At 63.1% G+C, this 14,737-nt stretch carries 12 protein-coding genes and 1 tRNA gene; 5 read left to right on the top strand and 8 right to left on the bottom strand.

Annotated elements, in window-relative coordinates; genetic code table 11:
* Window positions 1–74 precede the first annotated feature (74 nt).
* The 4 genes from GGR00_RS05505 to GGR00_RS05490 all read right to left on the bottom strand — a co-directional run bounded on the left by GGR00_RS05505 (window position 75) and on the right by GGR00_RS05490 (window position 5,151).
* On the bottom strand, window positions 75–1,313 hold the full coding sequence (locus GGR00_RS05505; protein WP_184698392.1) for a CAP domain-containing protein: 1,239 nt from the start codon (window positions 1,311–1,313) through the stop codon (window positions 75–77).
* 197 nt (window positions 1,314–1,510) lie between these two features.
* Complete coding sequence (locus GGR00_RS05500) at window positions 1,511–2,623, bottom strand: pyridoxal phosphate-dependent aminotransferase (protein WP_184698390.1); 1,113 nt, start codon at window positions 2,621–2,623, stop codon at window positions 1,511–1,513.
* Between the two features lie 232 nt (window positions 2,624–2,855).
* The gene (locus tag GGR00_RS05495) at window positions 2,856–3,731 is read right to left on the bottom strand and encodes a tyrosine-type recombinase/integrase (RefSeq protein ID WP_244487887.1); all 876 of its coding nucleotides are present in this window, start codon (window positions 3,729–3,731) and stop codon (window positions 2,856–2,858) included.
* Between the two features lie 307 nt (window positions 3,732–4,038).
* Complete coding sequence (locus tag GGR00_RS05490) at window positions 4,039–5,151, bottom strand: porin (RefSeq protein WP_184698388.1); 1,113 nt, start codon at window positions 5,149–5,151, stop codon at window positions 4,039–4,041.
* A gap of 451 nt (window positions 5,152–5,602) precedes the next feature.
* Here GGR00_RS05490 and GGR00_RS05485 point away from each other — a divergent pair.
* Together GGR00_RS05485 and GGR00_RS05480 are read left to right on the top strand one after the other, a co-directional pair.
* Window positions 5,603–5,693: transfer RNA gene (locus GGR00_RS05485), tRNA-Ser, on the top strand.
* A gap of 147 nt (window positions 5,694–5,840) precedes the next feature.
* Window positions 5,841–6,956, top strand: a complete 1,116-nt coding sequence (locus GGR00_RS05480) for a porin (protein ID WP_184698386.1) — start codon at window positions 5,841–5,843, stop codon at window positions 6,954–6,956.
* A gap of 136 nt (window positions 6,957–7,092) precedes the next feature.
* Here GGR00_RS05480 and GGR00_RS05475 read toward each other — a convergent pair whose 3' ends face one another.
* Both GGR00_RS05475 and GGR00_RS05470 read right to left on the bottom strand, forming a co-directional pair.
* Window positions 7,093–7,977, bottom strand: a complete 885-nt coding sequence (locus GGR00_RS05475) for an alpha/beta fold hydrolase (RefSeq protein ID WP_184698384.1) — start codon at window positions 7,975–7,977, stop codon at window positions 7,093–7,095.
* Between the two features lie 101 nt (window positions 7,978–8,078).
* A complete protein-coding gene (locus tag GGR00_RS05470) occupies window positions 8,079–10,121 on the bottom strand; it encodes a lytic transglycosylase domain-containing protein (RefSeq protein WP_210309371.1) in 2,043 nt (680 codons plus the stop codon).
* Between the two features lie 231 nt (window positions 10,122–10,352).
* On the opposite strand from GGR00_RS05470, the gene dapA reads away from it, so the two are divergent.
* Window positions 10,353–11,234, top strand: coding sequence for a 4-hydroxy-tetrahydrodipicolinate synthase (gene dapA / locus GGR00_RS05465; RefSeq protein WP_055979217.1), 882 nt, complete (start codon window positions 10,353–10,355; stop codon window positions 11,232–11,234).
* Between the two features lie 228 nt (window positions 11,235–11,462).
* The gene (gene smpB / locus GGR00_RS05460) at window positions 11,463–11,942 is read left to right on the top strand and encodes an SsrA-binding protein SmpB (protein ID WP_184698382.1); all 480 of its coding nucleotides are present in this window, start codon (window positions 11,463–11,465) and stop codon (window positions 11,940–11,942) included.
* Between the two features lie 695 nt (window positions 11,943–12,637).
* Here smpB and GGR00_RS05455 read toward each other — a convergent pair.
* The gene (locus GGR00_RS05455) at window positions 12,638–13,300 is read right to left on the bottom strand and encodes a uracil-DNA glycosylase (protein WP_184698380.1); all 663 of its coding nucleotides are present in this window, start codon (window positions 13,298–13,300) and stop codon (window positions 12,638–12,640) included.
* Window positions 13,300–13,881: a LabA-like NYN domain-containing protein gene (locus GGR00_RS05450; protein ID WP_055978508.1), complete on the bottom strand. Its 582-nt coding sequence runs from the start codon at window positions 13,879–13,881 to the stop codon at window positions 13,300–13,302. Before GGR00_RS05450 ends, GGR00_RS05455 begins: the two co-directional genes overlap by 1 nt.
* Before the next feature lie 281 nt (window positions 13,882–14,162).
* Between GGR00_RS05450 and rpoZ the strand changes: the two genes are divergently transcribed.
* Window positions 14,163–14,558 (top strand): DNA-directed RNA polymerase subunit omega, encoded by a 396-nt coding sequence (gene rpoZ, locus GGR00_RS05445; RefSeq protein WP_055978509.1) that lies wholly within the window; start codon window positions 14,163–14,165, stop codon window positions 14,556–14,558.
* The last annotated feature ends 179 nt before the right edge of the window (window positions 14,559–14,737 follow it).

The following is a 14,737-nucleotide window of genomic DNA, read 5'->3' as shown; positions in this document are numbered from 1 at the left end:
CCCATGGCAGCCGCTCGGCTGCAATGCGGCGGGCCTCGCCGAAACGAGGCCCGCCTCTTAGGTCGCAAGAAAGGTCAGGCGGCGACGTCGGCGTTCTGGTGGCCCGAATGTGCGGCCATCTGCGCCAAGATCTTGGCGACTGCCGCCTGGGCGGCATCGCCCGCATCGGCAACGCCGTGGCCGTCCGAAGGCAGGTGCGCCTGCAGCGCCGCGATCGCATGATCGACAGCCTGCTGGACATGGCCGCCGTCGGCAGTATCGTTGACCTGGTCGGCATTGATGTGCGCGGCCACCTTCGAGCTGAAGTTGAAGTGGTCGCCGTCGAGCGCCACCGTCTTCTTGGCCGAAGCGTCGGCGGAGCCGGCAACCTCGCGTTCGCCACGCGTGCCCGGGTCGCTGCGCGTGCCCTGGTCCTGGCCGAAATGGTCCATCTTCTTGAAGAAGTCGGCGAGCCAGGTGCTGGCGGGGTTGCCGCCGGCACTGTTGCCGCCGGCGTTGCCCGTATCGGTGGTGTCGGCAACGTCGACCGACTTTGTCGGCGCGGTCGGTGCAGCCGTGCCTGCGTCGTCTGCGGTCTCGGTGGCAGCCAGCGTGCCCGACTTCATCACCGGGTCGATCAGGTCCTTCTTGACGTTCTTGGTGCCGATCGTCGCCGTCTGCGTCGACGTCGCGATGTTGGCGCCCGAGAAGGTCACCGTGTAGGTGCCGGGCTTCAGCACCAGGTCATAGCCGCCGGCGGCCGATGTCGTGGTCTTGAAGGTCTGGCCGGCGGCGTTCTTGGCCGTCACGGCGATCGCACCCAATCCTTCGCCCGGATCGTAAAAACGGTCGCCGTCCTTGTCGTCGAAGGCAACGCCGGTCAGGAACAGGTCCGAACCGGTCTTGGCGAAATCTTCCGTCACGAAGGCGCTCGAACGGCCTTTGTAGTCGCCGACCTCGAAGCCGAGGCCGACCTCACGGAAATTCGGGTTGAGGATGTTCGCCCGGTGTCCGGAGGAATTCATCAGGTTGGTGTGGAGCAGCTTCACTTCGTCGGTGTAGCCGGTCGGTGCGCGGGTCGTCGCCCAGGCGATGTTCTCGCCGGTCGCCCACGAGCCGCTGAGCGTGTAGCCGGCCGCCTTCATGCGCGTCGTCGGCGATGTGCCGCCGGAACCGGTGTGCGAAAAGACGTCCGCCGAAAGCATCCATCTGTCGTGATTTTCAGCGGCTTCGCTGAGGTCGTTGTCGAATGCCAGAGGCTGGGCGCCGGTCTTGGCGCGCTCCGCGTTGATGAGCTCGAGCAAGTACTGCTCGTTGGCGCTGTGCTGAGGCATAGGGTCTCCCCGGTTGGTTCTAGATTGCTGTTGGACCCCCAAAATGTCCCGTTCCGCCCGAAAACCGGCCTAGGCAGGAACTGTGTTGATGATGCGGCGCTCGAATGAATAAATTAGGATATGCGCATATATCTTCGCGCAGCCGTATGCTGCGGCTGGCGCTGCGTCTATCGACGGTTGAAATCGTCTTTTTGCGCTCAGGCGCCGCGGGCGGCCGCGATTGCCTTCGGTAGCTCTTCGGCGAAGATGTCGAGTTCGTGCTCGAGGCCGACGCTGACCCGGATGCAGCGGTCGAGCACCGGCGCCATCGGCTTGCGGATGAAGACGTCGCGCGCCAGCAGGTTGCGCATCACCTCGAGTGCAAAGGCGGCATCCCGGCCGCAGTCGATGGCCACGAAATTCGTCGCCGAGGGCAGGGGCTTCAGCCCGTTGTCGCTGGCGATCGCCGAGATGCGCTCGCGTCCGGCGGCCACCTTGGCGACCACCTCGGCCAGATAGGCCTGGTCGGCAAGCGCTTCCTCGCCGGCTATCTGCGCCATCCGGCTGACGCCGTAGTGGTTGCGCACCTTCTCGAAGCTGGCGATCACCTCGGCATCGCCGAAGGCATAGCCGCAGCGTATGCCGGCAAGGCCATAGGCCTTGGAGAAGGTCCGCATGCGCACGACATTGGGGCGCGATATGTCGACCGGCGGCAGCGCCGAGGCGGGCGCGGTCTCGCCATATGCCTCGTCCAGGATCAGCGTCGTCGTCTCGGGAAGCGCCTCGATGAAGCGCAGGATGTCGCCCGCTTCCCACCAGCTGCCCATTGGATTGTCGGGATTGGACAGGTAAACGACCGGTGCGTTCTCGCGCCTCACGGCCGCCAGCAGCCCTTCGAGGTCTTCCCTGTCGTCGCGGAATGGCACCGGCACCAGGCGTCCGCCGACGCTGGCGACATGGAAATTGAAGGTCGGATAGGCGCCGAGCGAGGTGACGACGGGCGTACCTTCCGTCGCGTACATGCGAACCACCAGGTTCAGCAGGCCGTCGATGCCTTCGCCGACGACCACGTTCTCGACGGCGACGCCGAGATGGCGCGCCAGCGCGACCTTGAGGTCATGGTTGTCGGGGTCGCAATATTTCCACATCTCGGCCGCAGCCTCCGCCATGCGCGCGACGACGCGCGGGGAGGGGCCGAACCCGCTCTCGTTCGCGCCGATCCGGGCGCGGAACGGCTTGCCGCGGTCGCGCTCCTGCGCTTCCGGCCCGACGAAGGGCACGGTCGATGGAAGGGCACGGATGACGGGCGTGAGCGGCGGGCGCATGGACATGAGGCAACTCTTGATGAAACGAACAGAACGCCGGCGCCTGCGCCGACGAAGTCACCTGCCTATACGACACAAAAGCCGCGACGTGCAGAGCTTTGTTGCTGCCGGTGGATCGGTGTGCCCGATAACCGACAACACCAGGATATGACGGCCAAGCCCCTGGAGGCGTGGGCCGAATGCGATATTCACGACGGGCCGTTTCGGCCCGCCGCAGGTCCCGGCGGGTCCGCCAGCCTCAGTGCCGTTCCAGCACCACCACGCAGCGGTCGAGATCGTTCGTCGCCAGGTGGGCATAGCGCATGGTCATCGACAAGGTCTGATGGCCGAGCCACATCTGCACGCGACGGATATCGATGCCGCCCTGCACCAGGCGCGAGGCGCAGGTGTGGCGCAATATGTGCGGCACCACCTGGTCGTCGGCACCCAGGCCCACTTCCGCCTTGGCCTCGTTCCAGATCGCCCGGTACTGCGGCTGCGTCAGCATCGCGAACGGGCCCTTCGGCCGGGGTCCGCGATCGGCCGGCCATTTGGTCGTTTCTCGGGCGCGTGCGGTCAGCGGGATGGTGCGGCTGCGTCCGGATTTGGTGATCCAGAAGCTGACGCGGGTGTCCTGGATGTCGTTCCAGATGAGGCCGATCGCCTCGCCGAGCCGGCAGCCCGAATCGACCAGGAACACGGAAAGCCGATAGGCGTCCTCGCTCTTGGCCTTGATGGCAGCAAAAAGCCTGTCCTCTTCCTCGAGCTCGAGAAAGCGGATTCGTCCCGCCCGTTCCTTCTGGCGACGGAACTCCGGCAGGCTGTGGATGTCACCCATTTTATAGGCCTTGCGCAGTAGTTTGCTCAAAGCGGCCATCTTTCTATTGATGGTCGCGTTGCTGTTACCGCGTTGGCGCAGGGAGCCTATCAGGCCGTCGAGCGTTTCCTGGGAGAATGCACTGAAGCGTTCGCCTAGAAGAACCTCGTCGATCTCGCCGATAAAGGAGCTGACATTGTACTTGTGCTTTCCGTCATCCCATAAAATATCTTTGTACTGAGAAAAAAGTTCTAAAACCCTGAATGACTTTACTTCTTTGATAGTGCTGAAATTGTATGTGACTTTGCAATTAGTCATCAGGGCGGCTGAATGATGGCCGCTCATAATATCGTTCCGTGAAGTTGACTTCTTCATAATGAGTGTCGGCAACCGTCCCGTGACTGGAGGCAATGGGTACTCCAGTGAGTGGCGGCCTACAAGATGACGGCGGCTGACGACAAGCCTGTGGGAACATCACGATTTCGTTCCCCCTGTCGTGAACCGTGCCTTACAGCGTCAATCTCCTCCTTCGTTCACGCAGGTTCCCAGCACTTTCCGCTGGTAGAAAAACGGCCCGGGATTCTTGCGAAGCCCGGGCCGCCTTATTGCTTACGACGTCAGTCGATTAGAACGAGGCGTCGAGACGGAGGAAGCCGTTGAACGAGCCGTCGCCGTTGACATCGTTGAAGCGACCGCTGTCGCCGTCGCCGTAGTTGAGGGCGAGCTTGGCGTTCAGGTTCTCGACGATCGTGTAGTCGATGACTGCGCCGATCTGCCAGTCGTCGAGGCCGGTCGAGACAGTGGTGAGGGCGGTGCCGTCAGCGGCAAACGTGCCGGCGTGGGCATCAGCGAAGTACTGGCCGCCGAAGCCGACGCGCAGCTTCTCGTTGACCTGGTACTTCAGGTAACCGCCGACCGACCACTCGTAGCCCGAGTAGAAGTCTTCTAGGCCGAACCAGGTAGCGCCCGACTCGTAGGCTGCGAGCAGTTCAACCGTCAGAGCGTCGGTCGCCTTGATGCGAGCGATACCCTTGAGGGCGAACTCTTCGAAGCGATCGTCATAGCCGGCGAACAGGTCGACCGAACCCCAGCCCTGCGACACCGAAACCTTACCGGTGATGAGCGGGATGTAGTCGAAGTTGCGGTCTTCTTCTTCCAGGCCGAGCGACACTGCGATGCCGTTGCCGGCGTCGAAGGTGTAGCGGATCTGGTTGACGAAGTCGCCGCCGCCGGAGTCGAACTCGCCGCCGAGGTCGCCGTCGAACAGGGTGTCGTTACGACCGACCATCAGGCCGCCGAGTTCGAAGAAGGCGTAACGGATCTTCGTGGTCGAGGAATCGCCGGTGTAGCCACCCGACGAATCGATGAGGCCAGTATCGGGATCGATGAAGAACGTCTCGCCCGTGGAGCCGCCGTTGTTGGAATATTCAAGCTCGATGAAACGACGGAACGTGCCGTATTCGGTTTCCGAACGGGCGTCGAGGTTGACGCGGGCCCGGGTCTCTTTCTTCCAGCCGTCATCGTCGTCGTCGAAGGCGATTTCGTAACGAACGAGGCCGCCGACCTTGAGGCAGGTCTCGGTGCCGGGGATGTAGTAGAAGCCCGCGCCGTAGACGTCGCAGATGCGGACGTATTCCATGGGTTCCGGCTCAGCGACGACGACAGCGTCGGCCGCACGAGCGCCGGAGACTGCGAGCAGAGCCGCAGCGGAGCCGAGAAGAAGGCTCTTAATGTTCATTTTCTGACCTCCAGTCAAAAGTTTCAAAAGAGGGTCTGGGTATTTTTTGCTGAAGGACAGCGTTCCCTGCCCCATCCCCGTTTGAAAAAGATGCGCACCGCGCTCCCTCTTCGACCCCGACATTACCCATGAGCCGCCGCGGTTCAACAACCAACGCAACCGGCAAGGGCGTCCCGGCGCTCTATCGCATGGCGATGTTGCACAAATGACACGATTTGATACCCCCCATAAAGAACTCATTAAGAAATGGCGCCGTTTCGACACCGCATTTCTGGGCATCCAGGCAATGCGGGACAGTGCCAAGCTTCGAATCGTAGGCCTTTTCCAAGGCATTCGGCGACAGCAGCTGCGCGGCCGATTCGTAATTCGCCAGGCAGACAGCGCTTTTTCCCGTCGATTGACGCAAAGCCTTATTGATTGTGCCGCACCTTTTCTTTATCCAGCGCGCAACGGAGAGGTGGCCGAGTGGTCGAAGGCGCTCCCCTGCTAAGGGAGTAGAGGTCAAAAGCTTCTCGTGGGTTCGAATCCCATCCTCTCCGCCAGCTTCAAGCCGTCAAATCTCAAGAACTCCAGAAACAATCGCTATTTCAATCGCTTGCGTCGAAACGGCCAGCGATTGCGGCGCTATCGTGCTCGCTTGTTCGTCCGTTTTTCGGCTTGCGATCGCGATTCTGACTGGAGGTCAGAAAATGAACATTAAGAGCCTTCTTCTCGGCTCCGCTGCGGCTCTGCTCGCAGTCTCCGGCGCTCGTGCGGCCGACGCTGTCGTCGTCGCTGAGCCGGAACCCATGGAATACGTCCGCATCTGCGACGTCTACGGCGCGGGCTTCTACTACATCCCCGGCACCGAGACCTGCCTCAAGATCGGCGGCCTCGTTCGTTACGAGATCGGCTTCGACAACGTCGAGGATAACTCGGCGACCCCAGCGGTTGACGAGGGTGAAAACGGCTGGCGCAAGACGACCAAGGCTCGCGTCAACCTCGACGCCCGTTCGGAAACCGAATACGGCACGTTCCGTCGCTTCATCGAAGTTGAATGGGCAAACGACGGCGGCACCTTCGCTGCGCCGAATGGCGTTGGCTTTCGCGCATATTCGGACGACTCGGCCATGGGCCTCCGTTATGCCTTCTTCGAACTCGGCGGCCTGATGGTCGGTCGTAACGACACCCTGTGGGACGGTGCCCTCGCCGGCGAGTTCGACAAGGGCGGCGGCGACTTCATCAACCAGATCCGCTACACCTTCGACGCCGGCAACGGCATCGCAGTGTCGCTCAGCCTGGAAGAAGAAGACAGCAACTATGACTACATGCCGCTCGTCGTCGGCAAGGTGTCGGTGTCGCAGGGCTGGGGTTCGGTCAACCTTTTCGCCGCCTATGACGACCGCTTCGAAGAGTTCGCCCTCAAGGGCGTTGCGAACGTCAAGGCGACCGACGCTCTGACCATCCAGGCGATTGCAACCTATGAATCCGGCGCAACCTGGCTTGGCCTGCTCGATCACTACTCCGGCTACGAGTGGTCGCTCGGCGGCTACCTGAAGTATGCCGTCAACGACAAGCTGTCGATCGGTGCTGGTGCTCAGTACTTCTCGGATCGCCATTTCGGTAACTTCACTACCGGCCAGACGATGTCGAGCGGTGCCGACGACTGGGCAATTGGCGCCGTCATCGACTACACGATCGTCGAAAACCTGAGTGCCAAGCTGGCGCTCAACTACAACGACGGCGACAGCTATGAGGCCACCGTCGCCAACCCAGACAACGACGGCGTGTTCTCGGGCTTCCTGCGTCTCGACGCTTCGTTCTAATCAGCTCATCTGCTGATCTGAGGAAAACCCGGCGGGCAACCGCCGGGTTTTTTCGTTGTGAAATGTGCCGTGGATCCGGTCGCCTGCACCCGGCGGTGTGCTCAGCCGGCATTTGGCGACAACAGGTATAGATGGGCTAAGCTGAGCTTTCGCTCAGGAACCCGGCGATCCGGTCAGGCAAATCCCCGCTCTCAAGCAATGGCGCGTGACCCTGGCCGCCAACCGTCATCGCTTCGAATTGCGGATGTCTCCGCCCCATCTCGTCCAGCGTTGCCGATGACAGCAGTCGTGAATTCTCACCCCGGATTACGAGCATCGGGATCGATGCCAGCGACTCGAACTGCGGCCACAGATCTGGCAGCGGCTGGGTCAGATCCATGGCCAGAACCGTGTTGATCAAGGCCGGGTCGTAGTCGGCGACCGGCCTGCCGTCTTCGTCGCGATAGATGGCGCGGACGAATCGCTGCCAGTCGGCCTCGGCCAGCGCCGGAAACGCAGCGCCGTGGATGGTTTTTTGCAGTTCGATCGCACCGGCGAAATCGGCCGGGCGAGGGGCGTTTTCCAGGTACGAACGGATGTGCGCAAGTCCGGCCGCTTCGATCACCGGGCCGATGTCGTTCAGCACCGCTGCCTTGATCAGGGCAGGGCGCATCGCGCCGAGCACATGGATGATCAGGCCGCCGCGCGACGTGCCGATGAAGGCGGCTTCATCGATGCCCAGCGCGTCGAGACCGGCGATGACGTCCGCCGTCTCGACCCCGACATTGTAGTTCTGCCAGTTCGGATCGTAGGCCGACAGTCCGCGGCCACGATAGTCGAAGCATATGATTCGACAGGGATTTTCCGGATCGTTGGCAAGGCGAAGCGCCAGCTCGTGAAAATCGCGTGCGTTGCGCGTCAGTCCCGGCAGGCAGACGACCGGCAAGCCGCCTCGAGTGCTATCGCCATATATCCGTGCATGAAGCTTCAGGCCGTCTTGCGACGCGTAGAAGAAATCTGAAAAGCCGTTCCCGTTGACCATCGCGCCGCTTCTCCACCCAGAGCGCCGCCGCGCTTGCCCGAACTAGCTAGCGAAGCCCCGGGGCGAGGTCAAATCGGCATGGAGGCAGGCACAACTGCGCCTCAGCGGCCGTTCATCAGGTCGCCATTGATGTCGTAGCTGCCCGACAGCCGCATCTTGTAGACCTGATAGTTCTCCATGACGCGCTGGACGTAGCTGCGGGTCTCCGAGAACGGGATGCGTTCGATCCAGTCGACGACCGTGTCGATGTCCTTGCCGCGGGGGTCGCCATAGCGCGCGATCCACTGGTCGGCGCGGCGCGGGCCGGCGTTGTAGCCGGCGAAGGTCAGCACGTAGGAGCCGTCGAAGCGGCCAAGCTGCTCGCCGAGGAAATTCGCGCCCAGGGTTGCGTTGTAGCCCGCGTCGGAGGTGAGGCGATCCTGCGAATAGGCCAGGCCGGCCTTCTTCGCCAGGTCCTTTGCCGTGCCCGGCATCAGCTGCAGCAGCCCGCGCGCTCCGGCTTTGGAAACCGCCGAGACCTTGAACTCGCTTTCCTGCCGCGCGATCGCATAGGCAAGAGCCTTGCCCGAGCCGGAGATGTTTGCCGAAGTCGGGATGACGCCGACCGGATGCGACAATGCTCCGACGTCGAGACCGCGCTGGGCGGCAATCTTGCCGACGCGCAGGGCGAGATAGTGGTTGTCCTGCCTCTCGGCCATGTTGGCGAGAAGCGCCAATTCGCCCGGGCTGTTCAACTGCGCGGCGAGATCGCGATAGAGCATCTCGGCATAGGCGGGGTAGCCTGCGCCTTCGAGCCGCGTGATCGCGCTGATGGCCTCGCGCTGGGCGAAGGTCTGGCGGTCGGCGGCGGTTGGTGCGGGATAGGCGACGTTGAGCGCCTTGCGGCCGATCCTTTCGGCGGCGAGCTGGCCGTAGAAGGTGGTGCCGTAGGTGGCGGCCCGCGCGAAATAGTCCTTCGCGTTGCCCGGGCCGCCGGCCTCGGCCGCCCGGCCGAGCCAGTAATAGGCGCGCGACAGCGAGATCGGGCTTCCGGCAATCTTGGCGATGCGTTCGAAATGGACCGACGCAGTCTTGGCATCGTTCAGGCCGCGCAGCGCATACCAGCCGGCATGGAACTCGGCTTCGACGGCATTGGTCGGGCTTTCGGCCGAATGCGCCGCAGCGATCCGGTAGGCGGTCTTGATGTCGCCGGCATCGAGCAATTCGCGCGACAGCACGCGCCGTTCGATCCACCAGGCGTCGGGATCGACCAGGCTGGCCCTGTCCTTCGGCGCCTTGAGCATGGCGGCGGCTGCGTCGGTGAACTTGTCCTGCTTGCGCAGGTAGCGCGACTTGGCGAAGAAATAGCCGGCCGAACGTTGGCTTGCCGGTACGGCTTCGAGCAGCGCCGCCGCCTTCTTGTCGCCCTTGATGACCGCCGACCAGGCGTCGGCCAGCGGCTTGGCGCCGGCCAGTTCGGCGACGCGGGCCGCCGAGTTGACCCGGTCCGCATAGAGCATTCTTTCCATGCGGATGCGGTGGTCGGCCGCCGGGATTAGTGCTGCGAATTCGGCGAGGACCGCGACTTCCTGCTTGGCCTCGAGCTTTTCGGTGCGCCAGAACGGGGCGATGGTTGCGCGCGCCGCCTTGGCGTCGCCGAGCTCCACCTGGGCGCGGGCGAGCAGCATCGCACCCTGGACGGTCTGCGGCTCGCTGCCGGCGAAGGCCCGCACGACGACGCGCGGGGCCGGCGCCTCGCGCGCCATGGCGCGTTCGCTGTTGCGGCGCAGCGTGGCGAGGCCCGGCCACGATGGCAGCGCCTGGGCGGCAGCCGCGATGTCGGCGCTGGGAACCTTGTCGCCGCCATTGATGGCGATCGCCCACATCAGGATGTGGCGGTCGAGCGCGGTCGCCGGCAGGCTGTCGCGCACCGCACGGGCCTGCGTGAAATCGCCGCTGGACAGGGCGTCGAGCCCGTTCTTGAGCTGATCGATCGTGCCGAAGGCCGCGCGCACCGCATCCGGCTTGCCGATCGACGCGAACGGCAGGGCCGATGTCGCCTGCGGGTCGATGCTGGAACTCCCGGCGGGCAGGGGCACCAGGGTCAAAAGAGCGCTCAAAAGCGCGAGATGATGCGGCCTGGCTGCCGGAATGATCTTGGTCATTCCCTATCCTTGCGGGGTGTGGTCGGGAGCGGATCGTTCGAGACTAGGTTTATCTGGTGAAGAGCCGGTTAATGAAAGGTTAGCGCGGTCGTTCGATTCGAACTCATATAAGTGGCGCTCACACTTGCCGCAAATTGGTGTCGAGACTATGGTGCGCGGCCCCGCTTTCGGCTAGAAAGCCGGCGACATCAAACAGACCGTGAAACCGTAGGGTTCCTGGAGTTGGACGATATGCTGAGAGGCTCATTCACCGCGCTCGTGACACCATTCGACACGAATGGCCGTCTCGACGAGAAAGCCTTTCGCGAGTTCGTCGAATGGCAGATCGCCGAAGGCACAAACGGCCTGGTGCCGGTCGGTACCACCGGCGAGTCGCCGACGCTGAGTCATGACGAGCATCGCCAGGTGGTGAAGATCTGCGTCGAGGTCGCCCGCGGCCGCGTGCCGGTCATTGCCGGTGCCGGCTCGAACAACACCGAAGAGGCCGTCGGCCTGGTGAAGTTCGCCGAAAGCGTTGGTGCCGACGCCGCACTGGTCGTCACGCCCTATTACAACAAGCCGACCCAGCGCGGGCTTTATGCGCATTTCGCCGCCTGTGCCGAGGCGACGAAGCTGCCGATCATCATCTACAACATCCCGCCGCGCTCGGTCATCGACATGACGCCCGAGACGATGGGACGGCTGGCGCACGACTTCAAGAACATCAAGGGCGTCAAGGACGCGACCGGCAAGGTCGAGCGCGTCTCCGAACAGCGCATCACCTGCGGCAAGGATTTCATCCAGATGTCGGGCGAGGATGCCTCGGCGCTCGGCTTCAACGCCCATGGCGGCGTCGGCGCGATTTCCGTGACCTCGAACGTCGCGCCGCGTCTTTGCGCCGAGTTCCAGCAGGCGAGCCTTGCCAACGACAAGGACAAGGCGCTCGAGTTGCAGGACCGCCTGATGCCGCTGCACAAGGCGATCTTCATCGAGCCCGGCGCATCGGGTGCGAAATATGCCCTGTCGCGCCTCGGCAAGATCCAGAACGTGCTGCGCTCGCCGCTGATGACCGTCGAGGCGTCCACCGCCGAGAAGATCGACACGGCGATGAAGCACGCCGGCCTCATCAACTGAACCCACAAGGGTTGCGGAATAGCTTCCCCGCAGCCATGTAGGGCTCTTTGGATCGTGCGTTCCCGAGGCTCCGCGCCTCAGAATGAGGCAAGCCGTTCCGCTTCGTCCGCCAGGTCGCGATTCCAGCGTCCGGCCCGGACTGTCGCGGCAACCTCCTCGCCCTGAAAGTGCACCCCCCGGCTTGTCGAGGGGGCGCCCCGAAGGACGCACCAAACAGATTGCGATGCCATGAGCCAGGGCAAGAAGTCCGACCCCAACAACAAGATCGCCGCGGAAAACCGCAAGGCGCGCTTCAACTATGAGGTGCTCGACACGCTCGAGGCCGGCATGGTCCTGACCGGCACCGAAATCAAGTCGCTGCGCCTCGGCCAGGCCAATATCCAGGAGTCCTACGCCTCGTTCGAGGGCGGCGAGCTCTGGCTGATCAATTCCTATGTGCCGGAGTATCTCCAGGCCAACCGCTTCAACCATGAGACGCGGCGCCGCCGCAAACTGCTCGTCAACAAGCGCGAGATGGCCAAGCTGGCCCAGAACATCGAGCGAGAAGGCATGACGCTCGTGCCGCTCAAGATCTACTTCAACGATCGCGGCATGGCCAAGATGCTGCTCGCCGTCGCGCGCGGCAAGAAGCTGCACGACAAGCGCGAGACCGAAAAGCAGCGCGACTGGAACCGCGAGAAGGGCCGTCTGCTCAAGGAGCGCGGGTAGGCCGGGTATTGCCTTCTCCCACGTGGGAGAAGGCAGGCGCCTCGTCATCCCATCCTTCGACAGGCTCAGGATGAGGGCTGCGCTTGGGCTCAGGATGGGGGTTGCGCTGGGCGCGTGCCGCATCAGAGATTTGCGCTACCCCTCATCCTCTTGCCTGGACCTCCCCCCGTTCACGGGGAGAAGAAGCCAAGCTTGTTCACCGCCACGCTCGCTTTCGCGCCTGGCCATTGTCATCCTTCGACAAGCTCAGGATGAGGAAGTTCGGGAAGCGGGGCGCGAGGCCGTGCCTTCCGATAGTATTTTATGTGGCGCGACGTTCGCGCCCCGCCCGGTGTTCTTGCCCCGCTCTTCGCGGCAGCGGGGTTTCCGCAGGCCGCCAGCAAGGCCCAGGCTTGGGGGCTCATCACCCAGCAGAAGATCCGACCTCCTGCCAGCCCGGCACCGGCGCTTCCCCCCGTTGCCCGGTGCGCACCGGAGTCCCGTGGAAGATCGCGAGGGTGATGATACGGGAGGTTGAGAGGGGGGTGGAAAAAGGCGGGCGGCTATCCACGCGGCATGCTGACAGAGTTGCTGACAGGGTGCGGTGGGAAAATGTCGGTTCCGACCGTGAGAAGGTTGGCAGGGAAGCTAAAAAGTAAGGAAATATCAGTGACTTATCCGCCGGAAAACCGTGCTCGGACGTCGCAGGGCTGACTCTATTCCTGCAGGAATTTGGCTACGTCGCGGAAAACATTGACGAACATTTCTTCCGTCAGAACGCCCGTATTGGTGTTGTAGCGCGAGCAGTGATAGCTCGAGAACACCGCGATGCCGCCGACGTCGGAGCGTGCGCCATGCTTGAACGGAACGGCGGCGACACGTGCGCCGAGCGCCCTAACGGTCGACTGGTGGCCGATCGAGCCGAGCGTCAGGATGGCCTTCAGGTTGCGGAATCGTGCGATCGTCGGCACCAGGAAGGTGCGGCAGGTGTTGATCTCGGCGCCGACCGGCTTGTTGTCGGGTGGCACGCAGCGCACCGCATTGGTGATCGCCGTGCCGATCAGTTCGAGGCTGTCGTCGGGCCGCGCCTCGAATTCGCCGCGGGCCATGCCGAAGCGCTTCAGCGTGGCGTAGAGCAGGTCGCCGGCATAGTCGCCGGTGAACGGCCGCCCGGTGCGGTTTGCCCCGCGTACGCCCGGCGCGAGACCGACGATGAGGAAGCGCACGCTGTCTTCGCCTTCGGGCGGAAGAAAGCTGCTGACGGGCGCGTTGTACCAGCCCGGCTCGCGCTGCCGCCAGCCGGCAATGAAATCATGCAGGCGCGGGCAGAGCGGGCAATCCCGGTCGGGATCGACGGGCAGGGCAGGCGACGACAGCATCAAATGTCGTCGGTCGCCGGATCAACGGGGTCGACCTTGCGGACCGGGCGCTCCGAAGGCTCGCGGCCGATGTCGCCCTTCAGCGTCATCAGGTCGATGAAGTGGTCAGCCTGGCGGCGCAGGTCGTCCGAGATCATCGGCGGCTGCGAAGCCATGGTCGAGATCACCGAGACCTTGCGGCCGCGGCGCTGCAGGGCCTCGACCAGCGTGCGGAAATCGCCGTCGCCGGAGAAGATGACATAGTGGTCGACGACATCGGCGAGTTCCAGGGCATCGACGGTCAGTTCGATGTCCATGTTGCCCTTGATCTTGCGTCGCCCGGTGGCGTCGGTGAATTCCTTCGCCGGCTTGGTGACGACCTTGAAGCCATTGTAGTCGAGCCAGTCGATCAGCGGGCGGATCGAGGAGTATTCCTGGTCCTCGACCAGGGCGGTGTAATAATAGGCCCGCAGCAGGTAGCCGCGCTTCTGGAAGCTGGAAAGCAGTTTGCGATAGTCGATGTCGAAGCCCAGCGCGCGGGAGGTCGCGTACAGGTTGGCTCCGTCGATAAAGAGTGCGATTTTCTCGCGCGGATCAAACATAGGAAAATTTCCTCGTTGAAATAGGCTGTCGCCAAATACGTCAATATCGAGCGCCCGGTTTCTCCCCAAATCAATGACTTGCCCCAATGCGGCAAATATCGCCCGTGGTGCATCATTCCAAGAGGGGCAGGGTTGTGAAGCGGTAAAATAATTGTGGGTGGGCCGGTGGCGCGACGCTGTCGCTTGGAAGGCGAAGCAGGCTTCACGCTTGAATTGCGCGGCCTTTCAGGTTAATGCACGCGCCAGCTTTCCGTCAAATCCATGCATGAAAGGGGCACTTCATGGCCCGCGTAACCGTTGAAGACTGCATTGACAAGGTCGACAACCGCTTTGAGCTGGTGCTGCTCGCCGGCCATCGCGCCCGCCAGATCTCGCAGGGCGCGCAGATCACGCTTCCCCGCGACAACGACAAGAACCCGGTCGTGGCGCTGCGCGAAATCGCCGACGAGACGCTTTCGCCCGACGATCTCAAGGAAGACCTGATCCACTCGCTGCAGAAGCACGTCGAGGTCGACGAGCCCGAGCCGGAGGCGCCCGAGCCTGCCGACCAGACCACGGCCTCCGCCGTCGACAGCGACGAGCCGGAAGAGAACATCAACTTCGACCGCATGTCGGAAGAAGACCTGCTCGCCGGCATCGAGAGCCTGGTGGCACCGGAAAAGAGCGACGACTACTGAGACCTGTCGAGAATTCTACCCTGCCGGCCACCTGAGACGGCGGGGCGAATTCTCAAAAAGGTCTCGTGTCGCGCCAAAACGCGCGCCAAACCGGCCAATCGGCACTTCCGCGCCGCCACATCAGTGTTTATCTATGACATGCGTCGCAAGCCCTTGCGGCGCATGATTCATTTCGAGTT

Origin of the sequence: Aminobacter aganoensis, from assembly GCF_014206975.1 — a bacterium.
Classification (GTDB): domain Bacteria; phylum Pseudomonadota; class Alphaproteobacteria; order Rhizobiales; family Rhizobiaceae; genus Aminobacter; species Aminobacter aganoensis.
Note: the sequence above shows the minus strand (reverse complement) of the source record. Positions and strands in the feature narration are given on the sequence as shown.

Bases quoted from the DNA above. Each gene is read 5' to 3' on its own strand.
- GGR00_RS05505 (WP_184698392.1), bottom strand. From the start codon at position 1,313: ATGCCTCAGCACAGCGCCAACGAGCAGTACTTGCTCGAGCTCATCAAC.
- GGR00_RS05500 (WP_184698390.1), bottom strand. From the start codon at position 2,623: ATGTCCATGCGCCCGCCGCTCACGCCCGTCATCCGTGCCCTTCCATCG.
- GGR00_RS05495 (WP_244487887.1), bottom strand. From the start codon at position 3,731: ATGACTAATTGCAAAGTCACATACAATTTCAGCACTATCAAAGAAGTA.
- GGR00_RS05490 (WP_184698388.1), bottom strand. From the start codon at position 5,151: ATGAACATTAAGAGCCTTCTTCTCGGCTCCGCTGCGGCTCTGCTCGCA.
- GGR00_RS05480 (WP_184698386.1), top strand. From the start codon at position 5,841: ATGAACATTAAGAGCCTTCTTCTCGGCTCCGCTGCGGCTCTGCTCGCA.
- GGR00_RS05475 (WP_184698384.1), bottom strand. From the start codon at position 7,977: ATGGTCAACGGGAACGGCTTTTCAGATTTCTTCTACGCGTCGCAAGAC.
- GGR00_RS05470 (WP_210309371.1), bottom strand. From the start codon at position 10,121: ATGACCAAGATCATTCCGGCAGCCAGGCCGCATCATCTCGCGCTTTTG.
- dapA (WP_055979217.1), top strand. From the start codon at position 10,353: ATGCTGAGAGGCTCATTCACCGCGCTCGTGACACCATTCGACACGAAT.
- smpB (WP_184698382.1), top strand. From the start codon at position 11,463: ATGAGCCAGGGCAAGAAGTCCGACCCCAACAACAAGATCGCCGCGGAA.
- GGR00_RS05455 (WP_184698380.1), bottom strand. From the start codon at position 13,300: ATGCTGTCGTCGCCTGCCCTGCCCGTCGATCCCGACCGGGATTGCCCG.
- GGR00_RS05450 (WP_055978508.1), bottom strand. From the start codon at position 13,881: ATGTTTGATCCGCGCGAGAAAATCGCACTCTTTATCGACGGAGCCAAC.
- rpoZ (WP_055978509.1), top strand. From the start codon at position 14,163: ATGGCCCGCGTAACCGTTGAAGACTGCATTGACAAGGTCGACAACCGC.